Origin of the sequence: Capnocytophaga ochracea DSM 7271 (assembly GCF_000023285.1) — a bacterium.
Lineage (GTDB): Bacteria > Bacteroidota > Bacteroidia > Flavobacteriales > Flavobacteriaceae > Capnocytophaga > Capnocytophaga ochracea.
In genome coordinates this window covers 805,875-817,999 of sequence record NC_013162.1, presented here as the reverse complement: position 1 = coordinate 817,999, position 12,125 = coordinate 805,875, and the positions used below count along the sequence as shown (strand labels likewise).

At 42.1% G+C, this 12,125-nt stretch carries 11 protein-coding genes; 5 read left to right on the top strand and 6 right to left on the bottom strand.

Annotation, left to right across the window (positions count from 1 at the left end; all coding sequences use genetic code 11):
• Positions 1-377: 377 nt before the first annotated feature.
• Positions 378-1,121 (bottom strand): TIGR03915 family putative DNA repair protein, encoded by a 744-nt coding sequence (locus COCH_RS03360; protein WP_015781934.1) that lies wholly within the window; start codon positions 1,119-1,121, stop codon positions 378-380.
• A 382-nt stretch (positions 1,122-1,503) separates the two neighbouring features.
• On the opposite strand from COCH_RS03360, the gene dprA reads away from it, so the two are divergent.
• The 4 genes from dprA to COCH_RS03340 all read left to right on the top strand — a co-directional run bounded on the left by dprA (position 1,504) and on the right by COCH_RS03340 (position 5,542).
• Positions 1,504-2,598 (top strand): DNA-processing protein DprA, encoded by a 1,095-nt coding sequence (gene dprA, locus COCH_RS03355; RefSeq protein ID WP_015781933.1) that lies wholly within the window; start codon positions 1,504-1,506, stop codon positions 2,596-2,598.
• An 18-nt stretch (positions 2,599-2,616) separates the two neighbouring features.
• Positions 2,617-3,705 carry a DNA polymerase IV gene (dinB, locus tag COCH_RS03350; RefSeq protein ID WP_081432963.1) on the top strand — a complete coding sequence of 363 codons (1,089 nt, stop codon included), beginning with the start codon at positions 2,617-2,619 and terminating at the stop codon, positions 3,703-3,705.
• A 164-nt stretch (positions 3,706-3,869) separates the two neighbouring features.
• A complete protein-coding gene (locus COCH_RS03345; RefSeq protein ID WP_015781931.1) occupies positions 3,870-4,838 on the top strand; it encodes a DUF438 domain-containing protein in 969 nt (322 codons plus the stop codon).
• Positions 4,838-5,542: a class I SAM-dependent methyltransferase gene (locus COCH_RS03340; RefSeq protein WP_015781930.1), complete on the top strand. Its 705-nt coding sequence runs from the start codon at positions 4,838-4,840 to the stop codon at positions 5,540-5,542. The genes COCH_RS03345 and COCH_RS03340 overlap by 1 nt, the downstream gene beginning before the upstream one ends.
• Positions 5,543-5,604: 62 nt before the next feature.
• Here the strand turns inward: COCH_RS03340 and COCH_RS03335 are convergent, their stop codons facing one another.
• The 5 genes from COCH_RS03335 to COCH_RS03310 all read right to left on the bottom strand — a co-directional run bounded on the left by COCH_RS03335 (position 5,605) and on the right by COCH_RS03310 (position 11,343).
• Positions 5,605-6,237 (bottom strand): 7-carboxy-7-deazaguanine synthase QueE, encoded by a 633-nt coding sequence (locus tag COCH_RS03335; protein WP_015781929.1) that lies wholly within the window; start codon positions 6,235-6,237, stop codon positions 5,605-5,607.
• A 3-nt stretch (positions 6,238-6,240) separates the two neighbouring features.
• A complete protein-coding gene (locus tag COCH_RS03330) occupies positions 6,241-7,653 on the bottom strand; it encodes an SPOR domain-containing protein (RefSeq protein ID WP_015781928.1) in 1,413 nt (470 codons plus the stop codon).
• Positions 7,650-8,612 carry a Gfo/Idh/MocA family protein gene (locus COCH_RS03325; protein ID WP_002674080.1) on the bottom strand — a complete coding sequence of 321 codons (963 nt, stop codon included), beginning with the start codon at positions 8,610-8,612 and terminating at the stop codon, positions 7,650-7,652. Before COCH_RS03325 ends, COCH_RS03330 begins: the two co-directional genes overlap by 4 nt.
• A gap of 1 nt (position 8,613) precedes the next feature.
• The gene (gene trpS, locus COCH_RS03320) at positions 8,614-9,582 is read right to left on the bottom strand and encodes a tryptophan--tRNA ligase (protein ID WP_009418979.1); all 969 of its coding nucleotides are present in this window, start codon (positions 9,580-9,582) and stop codon (positions 8,614-8,616) included.
• Between the two features lie 927 nt (positions 9,583-10,509).
• Complete coding sequence (locus COCH_RS03310; protein WP_015781927.1) at positions 10,510-11,343, bottom strand: S24 family peptidase; 834 nt, start codon at positions 11,341-11,343, stop codon at positions 10,510-10,512.
• A gap of 550 nt (positions 11,344-11,893) precedes the next feature.
• On the opposite strand from COCH_RS03310, the gene COCH_RS11330 reads away from it, so the two are divergent.
• Entirely contained in the window at positions 11,894-12,091 is a 198-nt protein-coding gene (locus tag COCH_RS11330) for a hypothetical protein (protein WP_015781926.1), read from the top strand.
• The last annotated feature ends 34 nt before the right edge of the window (positions 12,092-12,125 follow it).

Here is a 12,125-nt window from a genome sequence, read left to right as displayed (position 1 = left end):
TTCGTATAAGCTTCCTATAAGCTCTCTATAAGCTATCCACACCCTTCTTACACCCTTTTTTTATCAAAAAACCTCTTAGTCTCTTTCTGAAAATCTTCGTTTCCTTTCGCTCCCTCAGATGTGTCACTTTTAGGGGTATACACTTTGCCAAAATTTTTGCCCGTGTGGCTCACACTGCCTGTGCGACTCGCACCTTTGCCAAAGTTGATTAGTGGTATTATTGGCATTTACCTCATTTCCTAATTCTCTCATTTTCTAATTTCCTCATTCCCCTCCTAATGCCTAGTGCCTAAGGCCTATGGCCTCAACTCTTTTTTAACGGCGACAAAAGTAGTAAATAGAGTCGAACTATACAAATTATTTTGAAAGAAACTAAATTACACTTCTGGTAAGTACTGCCAATAGCGTTTCGGCATATTCCTCATTTGGTATTTTGCGTTCTTGCGCTCGGCTATGTTAATATGCTGAAAATAAGTCTTCCAAAGTGTTTGATAAGCATCAGCAGTAGCCGGAGTAAGTGCTCCAAAATGCTTATCCGCAGGAGTAAAAGGCAACACCTCGTGTAGATTGTAAATAAAACCATAACCCCGTTCAGGGTCGTAAAGTACCCACTGTTGGTCAGAAAAACGCGTTTTGAAATGAGAAACAACCAGTGGCAACACGTCATACTCAGGTACTATTTTGGCAAAGTAAAGTTCGCCTACCTTTTCAAAGCGCACAAACTCTTTCATTCGGTGTACTTCACGTCCCACACTCTTAGCCGCTTTGTGTATAGAGGCAATAGCCCTATGGGCAAAGTTCTCCAACACTTTCCCCTCAGGGTATTTCACCATCAGCCTAATAGCCTCCAATAAGTAGTCTTCCATATGTGTTTCTTCCGATAAGAAAGCCCTTAGCACAATCGCCACCCCTTCTTTACCCCAACACAGTTCTATTTTGGTAAGCACCCGTTGCGCTTTATTAGCATCGGTATACACCGTTTCCTCCTCGCCAAAAAGCAAAGGCGCAAACCGATGTCTCGCTACAATAGTCACCTCGTTGTAACGATACTCAAAAACAGCAAATACCGCTGTGAGGAACCCCTCAAAAGTACTGTCGTATACCAAATGTTTCAAAGCCAAATACAGTTAAATACGCAAAAGCCCGCAAATATACTTCTTTTTTTATTTTAAAGAGAGAATATTACAAAAACATTCGTGTACAATCACCGTCCCCACATTTCCCCTAAAGCCTAACGCCTTTCCGTCGCTACCCTAGTGCCTAAGGCCTATGGCCTATTGCCTATGCCCTAAGGCCTCACACCTCCTCATTTTCTCATTTTCTCATTTCCTCATTTCCTCATTTCTTCATTTCCTCATTTCCTCATTTCCTCATTTCCTCATTTCCAAATTTTCTAATCCCTATCACCTCCTAGTGCCTAAGGCCTATGGCCTGTGGCCTTTCTCCCATTATATCCATTTCAAAAAATATTTATACCTTTGCACTACGCATTAATACTTTATTATGAAAGACGATTTGTTGTATCTTATTGCCTTAAAGAAAATCCCTCTCATAGGCGATATAACTGCCAAGAAACTCATCTCACACTTTGGAAGTGCTCAAAACGTATTCGCTCAACCCAAAAGTGCCTTAGAGAAGGTAGCAGGTATTGGCTCTAAGATTACTCAAAACATACTCAGTGCTAGGTGTTTGCACGAAGCAGAAACCGAATTACAATTCACTCAAAAGCAAAACATCAGTATTATAACCTATACCGATGAACAGTATCCCTCCTCACTCAAACAGTGTGTAGACAGCCCAATACTGTTTTACCAAAAAGGAAATATCCACTTGCAAAATAAACGACTGCTCAGTATTGTAGGTACTCGCAATATTACCAGCTATGGCACAGCTTTTTGCGAAAAACTCATCGAGGAACTCGCCTCGTTAGATGTGGTAATCGTCAGTGGGTATGCCTACGGAGTAGATATTACCGCCCATAAGGCAGCGATGAAACACCGCCTACAAACGGTGGCTTGTCTTGCCCACGGACTCAATACCATCTACCCCGCTACTCATAGCAAGTATTGTGAGGCAATGGAAGAAAACGGCGGTTTCATCACCGATTTCAGTAGCCAGAGTCCCTTCGATAGAAAGAATTTCCTCAGTCGTAATCGCATTATCGCAGGGCTTTCACAGGCTACCGTAGTTGTTGAGTCCGGATTAAAAGGCGGTAGCTTAGTCACTGCCGATATAGCTTTCTCCTACAACCGCGAAGTATTTGCCGTGCCAGGGCGCACCACCGACCCGTATAGTATGGGGTGCAATGAACTGATACGCAATGGTAAAGCAACCCTACTCACCTCAGCCAAAGACCTCATTTACCAATTAGGTTGGGATACCCCAGCCCCAAAAGCCGTACAGCAAGAACTTTTTGTAACTCTTTCCCCTGAGGAAGAAACTATTAGCGCATTTCTCAAAGCCAATGGCAAACAAAGTTTAGATGAGCTCGCCTTGGGGTGCCAAATGCCCATCTACCAACTCTCCAATCTTCTCTTTCAAATGGAAATCAAAGGAGTGATAAAACCCCTCCCAGGCAAGAGGTTTGAAGCAATCTAATTACTAAATCCTAATCCCTTGAACAGAAAAATCATACATATCGATATGGACGCCTTCTATGCTTCGGTAGAACAGCTCGACTACCCCGAACTGCGTGGGAAAGCAATTGCAGTAGGCGGAGGGGAACCACGCGGTGTGGTAGCTACTGCCAGCTACGAGGCGCGCAAGTTTGGGGTGCGCAGTGCTATCAGTGGGGCACAAGCGCGCAAACTGTGTCCACATCTCATTTTTGTAAAACCTCGATTCGAGCGCTACAAGCAAATATCGATGCAAATACGCGCTATTTTCCACGAATATACTGATTTGGTCGAACCTCTTTCCCTTGATGAAGCTTACTTAGACGTAACCGTAAACAAAAAGAGCAACCCTTCGGCTACCCTTATCGCCCAAGAGATTCGCCAACGCATCTTCCAACAAACCGGACTCACGGCTTCGGCAGGCATTTCGGTAAATAAGTTTATCGCTAAAATCGCTAGCGACTACCGTAAGCCCAACGGACAAACCACCATCACCGAAGCCGAAGTGCAAGATTTTTTAGACAGACTCGATGTGCGCAAGTTCTACGGCATAGGCAAAGTAACAGCCGAGAAGATGTACCAGCTGGGGATATTTAAAGGAAGGGACTTGCGCGAGAAATCATTGGAGTTCTTAGAGCGGAATTTTGGTAATAGCGGTCATTATTACTACGAACTCTCACGAGGCATTCACCGCAGTGAGGTACAACCTTTCAGAATACGCAAATCAGTAGGTGCAGAAGAAACTTTTCCCGAGAACCTTACTAGCGAGGTGTATATGCTACGCGAACTCGACCATATAGCCGAAGACGTAGCCCGTCGTCTCGACAAACAGCAAGTAGCTGGCAAAACCGTTACCCTGAAAATCAAATACAGTAACTTTACGGTGCAAACGCGCAGTAAAACCCTTAAAGATTTCATAAGTAGTAAAGACGACATACTCTTGCACATCAAAGAACTGCTCTATCAAGAACGCCCTGCCGAATCAGTACGACTCTTAGGTATCTCGCTTTCTCATCTCAACAACGAACCCGAAAAAGAAGAAGTAAAGAAGCCAATGTACATACAACTAAAACTAGAATTCCCAGATTGATAAGAAAGAGTTATCCCTATACCTCTACCTTGTCCGATTTGCTCGATAAGTCTGGTCTATCAAAAAAACATTTTCTCATTCTCTCATTTTCCAATTCTCTCATTTTCCAAATTTTCTAATTTCCTAATTATTTCATACCTTTGCGTCCTAAAATAAAATCATTTATGGAACAAACTTTACCCGCAGGACACCCCGTGCATACCTATATGCTTGAAGCTGAACTTATTTACTCACTTATGGACGAGTTGCTCAGCATAGACCCTCATACCGATTATCAGAAATTCTACAACGTGTTTAATCATTTGGCAACGGTAGAAAAACACTTTGCTCGCAAAGAAAACCAGCTTTTCCCTTTCTTGGAAAAACGCGGTTGGACGAATCCTTCACAGAATATGTGGTCTTTCCACGATACCATTCGCGATATCTTCCGTTTGGTACGCAAAAACTTAGAAGAAAAAGACCTTGATGCGGCGCAAACCAATGTGCGCTATATCGAAGATAACTTAGGTCGTTTGCTAAATGTAGAAGCGAATATCCTGTTCCCTAACGCCTTGCAATTACTCACCGAAGAAGATTGGATTGAAATGCGCAAAGGCGAAGAGGAAATAGGTTGGATGCTGAAAGAAGAACCTGCACCTTACCCTAACAACAACCCCAATGAGCCTGTGTACGTACACCCTTCAATGGATACCGAACGCCGCACCGATGTTAAATTCGCCGATGATGCTGCTCATTACGATGAGGGCTATATGACTGTTGAACAGGTAAACCTCTTGCTCAAAACCCTTCCTATTGATATCACTTTTGTAGATGAACACGACCGCGTGATTTTCTACAATCGTGGCGAAGAACGCGTATTCCCTCGCAGTGCCGGTATTATAGGGCGCGAAGTGAAGTTCTGTCACCCTCCTAAGAGCGTGGGCACGGTACTTAAAATCGTAGAGAACTTCAAGGCAGGTACTCAAAACGAAGCTAATTTCTGGTTCAATTATCGCGGTCGCCTTATCTATGTGCGTTATTTTGCTGTACGCGATAAAGAAAAGAACTATAAAGGCGTGATTGAAATGTCGCAAGATATTACCGATATTCAAAAAATAGAAGGCGAACGCCGTTTATTGGAGTGGGATAACTAATGAAAGACTTATTCGGACAAGCTATTTTAGATTATCAGCAAGGGCAATACACCGAAGATATTAAAACGGAAACTACTATTTCCGAAGAAGATGTATTGCCCTTGCCTTATTTGTTTCGTTCCTTTGAACAGATGCCTGCGTTAGAGCAAAAAGCCCTACAAATGGCGAAAGGTAAAGTATTGGAAGTGGGGTGCGGAGCAGGCTCTCACGGACTTTATTTGCAGAACGAACGCAAGCTTGAAGTACATTCTATCGACCTATCGCCTAAGGCTATTGAGGCGTGCCTGTTGAGAGGCTTACGCAACGCCAAAGTACAGAATGTATTGGAAACAACAGGGCAGTACGACACGATTCTTTTGCTGATGAATGGCGCAGGTATGTGTGGACGACTCAAAAAAATGGGCGCTTTCTATGCTCACCTGAAAACACTTTTAGCTCCACACGGACAAATCCTCACCGACTCATCTGATATTATCTATATGTTCGATGAAAACCCTGATGGCAGTTATGATGTACCGCTCTATTTCGATTATTATGGAGAAGTGGATTACGTGGTGAAGTACAAGGGACAGAAAGAAAAATCTTTCCCGTGGATGTATGTAGATTACAACACTTTACAAAACGTAGCAATTTCAGTGGGCTTACAATGTGAACTCATCGCCGAAGGAGAACACTTTGATTACCTTGCAAAATTAGTAAATTAGCAAATTAGTAAATTAGCAAATGATTGGGTAGCTTCACATTTTCTAATTATCACATTATCTAATTACCTAATGTCAAGGTATTTATGCATTTGTAAAGAGGCTTTCCACTGAGGGTGAGCCATTACATAATCTACAATTTTAGGCATTACCTCAGCGCGTTTGCTCCACTCGGGTTGGAGGTAAAGTAAGCACTCAGGCGATACTTGCGCTGCCATTTCTTCGGCAAAAATAAAATCGTGATTGTTATAGATTACCATTTTGAGCTCATTAGCTTTTTGAAGAACGTCTCCTACGGGGCGTTTTATTTTTTTAGGCGATAGGCATATCCAATCCCAAGAGCCTGATAACGGGTGTGCTCCTGAGGTCTCTATATGAGTGCGAGCACCTCCTGCTCTCAGTTTTTCGGTAAGTAAAGTTAAGTTCCACATCAGTGGTTCACCCCCTGTAATAATGATAGTTTTGGAGTGTGCTAAGGCTTCGGCTACAATGGTATCTACGGGCACTAAGGGGTGAGCTTCGGCTTGCCAACTTTCCTTTACATCACACCAATGACAGCCTACATCACAACCGCCTAAGCGAATGAAATAAGCGGCTGTTCCTTTGTAGAAACCTTCGCCTTGTAAGGTATAAAAAGCCTCCATCAGGGGGAGGAGCTCCCCCTTCTGCAAAGCTATCTGTGTATCTTTGTTTAGCATTTATTATTCGTAATTAGCCACATCTAATATCCACGGGTCGGGGATTTCGGTGTTTTCTCGTACTTCTTCTACCTTTTTCATAGCTTCGTCGTAGGTATTATAACGGGCTATATAAATGTAGTTTAGTACTTGGTCTTTATTGTAATACACTTGGGCATCATACCCCCATTTCTTCATTTCTTCTACCCGTTTGTTTACATTATTGAAGTTTAAGAAGACTCCTACTACCACATAATAACCCTGCTGAGTATCGGTGACTTTCAGTTTGCTTATTCTCGTTGAACGGTGTAAATGGGTAATCTCCTTGGGATTATTTTCTATCTCCAAGGCAGTAAGAAACAAATAATAACGGTCGCGACTACGTGTATAACTCAAATCTAATGAATGGGTGTTGTTAGGAATAAGGTATTGACTGTCGTTTTTGATATCCATACGGAAGATATCAAAGCCTAAGGTGTTTTCGCTGTTAGGGGTGCGTGTTTTTACTATCTCATCGTTATTTGTAATGGCACTGCTAAAAAAGTTTTGATTAGGGCGCCATTTGCTTTCCAAAGAGGAGGTTTTACCGCTGGTAGGTACACCAACGGCTACGTTATCACCTGCCATATTAAAGTCGCCTTCGAGGGCTACTCCCATAATACGCGTTTTAAAGTCGCCTGCCTCAGGGGTTTTAAATCCACTAAAAGTAAAGGTTTTGGAAGCTTCATTGGTAATAGCCGAAAAGCCATCGTAAGTAATGATTTTCTTTACATTGCTATCAGGATTTTCGTATACTATTACTAACGCCCAGCCTGCTGCCGAACCGCCTTCTATTTGCCCCAAAGCAGCTTTTACATTGGCTACGGTATAATCGCCTTCTATTTTAGTTGCCGGAGCTAAAAGATTGGTGATATTGGCGTAATACACATAAGGTGCTGAATTTTTTAACTCATCGTCGGTGCGTCCGTCGTAAATGAGTTCACCAGCGATAGGAGTATAGGTATTGGTTTCGGGTATTTTCAGTAGTACACTACTGGCGTCTTCTCTATTGGAATCAACAGGGATATTTTTATTACCTCTTAGGGCGCCCTTAGCATATGGATAGGTAGCCGACCAATACAAACCTGCATAAGCTACCTTTCCGCCTGTTCCTTCGTAAGAGAAATTGGCACTACTAGATGAAAACGTATTAGGGTCAGCATCGATATCGATGTATTGCATATCGAACTCGTCGTTGAGTTTAGCTTTCGGACTACGGTCGTTATAAGGGTCGTTAGGGCTATTGCGTTTCTCTTTACGATTAAGAATGTTATTCCCTATAATTTTGATATCCCCTTTGATAAAGGTTTCGTACCTAATGTTAAAATCGGTAGTAGATTGTGCTTTTAGGGAGAAAACGAGTCCCACACAAGCGAGCAATGTGATGATATGTTTCATAAACTTACTATTTTCTTGGCAATCCGGAGGGCTTCGGTGCCTTGTTCGAGAGTGACCATAGGGGTCGTATCGTTTACAATGGCATTGGCAAAGCTTTCGAGCTCGTCTAAGATAGCGTTGTTATTATGTATTTCAGGGTATTCGAAATAGATTTGACGGCGCTCTCCTTCTGCATTTTGGAGTATCATATCGAAGTCTCCTGGTACTTCTGGGGCGTCTTTCATCTTCACTACCTCTACTTTTTTCTCCAAAAAATCTACGGATATATAAGCGTCTTTCTGGAAGAAACGGCTTTTGCGCATATTCTTCATAGAGATACGGCTGGCAGTGATATTGGCTACACAACCGTTCTCAAACTCTAAGCGGGCATTAGTAATATCGGGGGAATGACTGATGACCATTGCACTACTTGCCGAAATGTGTTTCACCTTAGATTTTACGACGCTTAGGATTACATCGATATCGTGAATCATTAGGTCGAGCACTACGGGCACATCGGTACCACGAGGGTTGAACTCAGCTAAGCGGTGTGCCTCGATGAACATAGGGTTGTGAATTTGGTCGCGTACGGCAATAAAAGCCGGATTGAAGCGCTCTACGTGTCCTACTTGTCCTTTCACGTGGTGTTCTTTGGCAAGAGCAATCATAGCTTCTGCCTCTTCTACCGTAGTAGCGATAGGTTTTTCGATAAAGAGGTGTTTGCCTGCTTTGATAATCTTTTCGGCACACATAAAATGGTTGAGGGTAGGGGTTACTACGTCTACCATATCACATTCGGCGATGAGTGCTTCTATACTATCGAAACGCTTATAGCCAAACTCTTCGCTTACTTTTTTAGCGTTTGCTTCATCGGGGTCGTAGAAGCCTACGAGTTCGTATTTTTCGGATTGGTTGAGCAATCGCAAATGTATCTTTCCTAAATGTCCTGCACCGAGGACGCCAGCTTTTAATTTTGTCATTTTAATATCCTATTTTGGTGCGTACCCTGCGCAAAGTTTCATCGGCTACGCGGTGTGCTTTGGCAGCACCTTCTTTTAATATAGCATCGAGTTCGCTTAAATGCTCCATATAGTAAACGTAGCGCTCGCGTGGGGTAGCAAATTTTTCTAATATCAGTTCGTAAAGGGTTTGTTTGGCTTGACCGAAGCCATAACCTCCTGCACGGTAAGCCTCTTCCATTGCTTGTATTTGCTCAGGAGAAGCTAACAGGCGGTAGAGCCTCATCACGTTGCAAGTATCGGGGTCTTTGGGAGCTTCCAAAGGAGTACTATCGGTTTGGATTGCCATTATTTGCTTGCGGAGTTGTTTTTCGGGCAAGAAAATATTGATGAAATTGTTGCGTGACTTGCTCATCTTTTCGCCGTCGGTACCTGGTATAATCATTATTTTCTCCTCTATTTTAGCTTGTGGCAATACGAAAGTTTCGCCCATTTGGTGATTGAAACGAGAAGCTACATCGCGGGTAATTTCGAGGTGTTGCAACTGGTCTTTGCCCACAGGTACGACCTCAGCATCATACAAGAGTATGTCGGCTGCCATTAGCATAGGGTAAGTGAAGAGCCCAGCATTTACGTCTTGCAGGTAGTCCATTTTGTCTTTAAACGAATGGGCGAGGGTGAGGCGTTGGTAAGGGAAAAAACAAGCCAAGTACCACGAGAGTTCAGCGGTTTGGGGTACGTCGCTCTGGCGGTAGAAGGTTACTTTATCAGTATCTAAACCGAAAGCCAACCAAGTGGCAGCAACGCTATAAGTGTTGGCGCGGAGTTGCGCACCGTCTTTTATTTGAGTAAGGGAGTGCATATCGGCGATGAACAGAAACGATTCGTTAGAAGGGTCTGATGCCATTTGCACTGCTGGGAGGATTGCTCCGAGGATATTTCCTAAGTGGGGAGTACCTGTACTTTGAATGCCTGTTAATACACGAGCCATTGTTTTATTAAAAGTTAATAAGTTAAGAAAGTGCAAAGATATGAAATAATTAGGAAATGAGAAAATTAGAGAATGAGGAAATTAGAGAAAAGGCATTAGGCCTTAGGCCATAGGCACTAGGGATAACATTCCTCTTTACACATACTCCGCTCTCGCGGGACACATACCTAGCTGTCGCTGGCTATCTTCAAAAGATGAATGTGGTGACGGAAAAGAGAATTAGGTGCGAGCGCAGTCGTAGCACAACAGGCAGAGAAAATTAGAGAATTAGGAAATGAGAAAATTAGAGAATTAGAAAATGAGGTGAAGGCTACAAGAGAAGCGCCAGAGGAGAGAATTAACTTTGGCAAAGTTTAAAACTTTGCCAAAGTGTATACCGCAAAAATGACGTATAGGAGTTTTCGGAAGATATCGGAGAAGTTCGGAAGAGGGGAGGTAGGGTTTTTGATGAAAAAAGGGTGTAAGAAGGGTGGGGTTAGCTTATAGAGAGCTTATAGGAAGCTTATACGAATCTTGGACGATTGTTATAGAAAGGGTATATAAAAAGTTGATTCATAATATAATACAACAAGGCTAAAAATGGTAAAAAGAGGGTTTCGAGGCGAAAGAAAGAGGAATGGGTGATAGGTCTTAGGCCTTAGGCAATAGGGGGGAGTATGATGGGAAGGAGAAGGGATAATTAGGGAATTAGCAAATTAGAAAATTAGAAAATTAGTAAATGGGGAAGTGTAATAGAAACCTCCCCCTTTACACTTACTCCGCTCTCGCGGACTTCCCTCTACGAGGGGGAATGTAGGGACGGAAAAGGGAAGAAATGACGAGGGACGAATGACCAATGACGAGGATAATATGAGGTTGTGGCACGAGACGCAGTATAACTTTGGCAAAGTGTAGGACAAAAAAGATTCGCAAACCAATTCTGATAGGCTATAAAATGGGTTTGTTGTGATGTTCTAATTGTTCTACACGTTCGGTTAGGAACTGAACGTTGGCTTCTAAATCGGCAATTTTTTGGTACTCAGGGATAGGGTCGAGGAACTCGAAAGAGAGGTGCATTTTACATTCCCATACTTCTTTAATATCTTCAGCTCTAACGGTAATATGCGGGTAGTCGCGATTATCGGATTTGCAATACAGACTACCATATTTTCTTATTTTGTTTAAAACCCGTTTTACAATCACTCCGTCGCGCTCTGTAACTACTACGCACACCCTGTTATCTGATAGCCACTCCCAATTTTCGACGAATTGCCCTACCACATAACTGCCGTCTTGCAGAGTGGGGAACATAGAGAGTCCGTTTACTTGAAACATTCTGAAAGTGCCGTTTCGCATTTCGGGAAGGTTGTACATAGGGAGTTCTTTTATGTATTCGGGGTCTTCATAACCATTGAGATAGCCCGCTTGAGCGTATATAGGCACTAAGGGTATGGGGTTAAAAAGTTCGTCTTCTTCAACCACTACCACCTTGGGAGTTAAATCTCTTCCTTCTACTTTTAAAGGTTTGATAATTTCTACACGGGGAGTTTCGACAATCTCCTTATTTTTTAACATAGGACCTTTACCTGTGAGCAACCATTCAGCATTTAGTTCGGGAAAAGATTGTAGAATATTTTCTATTTTATCGCTTCCAATAGACTTGTTATTTTTATACTGAGTCGCAAAAGCACCGTTGGAAAAGCCCACAAGCTCTTCAAACTTTCTAACCGATAATCCCTTGAAATCGATATAATCTTTTACTCTACTAACAATATTTGACATACTGAGAAAAATATTTTATTGACAATTAATCAGATAGACAAAAACATAAAAAATTTTCTACAAAAAAATTGGAAATGTAGAAAATATCCTATATTTTTGCACCGTAAAACAAAATGAATAGAACAATGAGCAAAAGTACAAAAATTTTATGGATAATCGACGTTACGGCAGTAGAAAAATTAGCAAATTAGTAAATTTGAGAATTAGAAAATTAGAAAATGAGAAGTAGGGTTGTAGCACGACGAGCAGGTGCGAGCCGCACAGGCACGAGGAAAATTAGCAAATTAGCAAATTTGAAAATTAGAAAATGAGAGAGGCGTACGAAATTATATTTTTAATGAAGAACACCTAAAAGGTAGAAATTAAAAACAAATTAGTTTCAAAAAAATCAGGGCTTCGCCTTGTAGAGTGCAATTAAACGTAAGAAGACGTAAGAATTTTAAGGGATTATTAAAAAGAAATCCTGTAAAGTCGGCAAGTTAGTGTTGCTGAGAATGTGACGATTGATTATTAGGGTTATAAATTGAATTAATATTAAAAATTAAAAACAATGAGAATACATTTAAATGAAGTCAGTGACTATGAGTATGTACAGCGCAAGCTCCGCGAGCAAGCGGTTGTGTTGTTAGAAAAAGCCAAAAGTTATCATCAGCCTGTGCGCTATTTGCCCAGAAGAGTTAGTGGGCATAAGGTGAACTGGTGGAGTGAGCTGAAAAAATATGGACGGCTTGTAGTGAATAGGGATTAGGTTTCAGGCATCAGGTTTCAGGCATTAGGGAAAG

Excerpts from the sequence above, each read along its gene's own strand:
- dprA (WP_015781933.1), top strand. The coding sequence starts at position 1,504 with ATGAAAGACGATTTGTTGTATCTTATTGCCTTAAAGAAAATCCCTCTC.
- COCH_RS03345 (WP_015781931.1), top strand. The coding sequence starts at position 3,870 with ATGGAACAAACTTTACCCGCAGGACACCCCGTGCATACCTATATGCTT.
- COCH_RS03340 (WP_015781930.1), top strand. The coding sequence starts at position 4,838 with ATGAAAGACTTATTCGGACAAGCTATTTTAGATTATCAGCAAGGGCAA.
- COCH_RS03335 (WP_015781929.1), bottom strand. The coding sequence starts at position 6,237 with ATGCTAAACAAAGATACACAGATAGCTTTGCAGAAGGGGGAGCTCCTC.
- COCH_RS03330 (WP_015781928.1), bottom strand. The coding sequence starts at position 7,653 with ATGAAACATATCATCACATTGCTCGCTTGTGTGGGACTCGTTTTCTCC.
- COCH_RS03325 (WP_002674080.1), bottom strand. The coding sequence starts at position 8,612 with ATGACAAAATTAAAAGCTGGCGTCCTCGGTGCAGGACATTTAGGAAAG.
- trpS (WP_009418979.1), bottom strand. The coding sequence starts at position 9,582 with ATGGCTCGTGTATTAACAGGCATTCAAAGTACAGGTACTCCCCACTTA.
- COCH_RS03310 (WP_015781927.1), bottom strand. The coding sequence starts at position 11,343 with ATGTCAAATATTGTTAGTAGAGTAAAAGATTATATCGATTTCAAGGGA.
- COCH_RS11330 (WP_015781926.1), top strand. The coding sequence starts at position 11,894 with ATGAGAATACATTTAAATGAAGTCAGTGACTATGAGTATGTACAGCGC.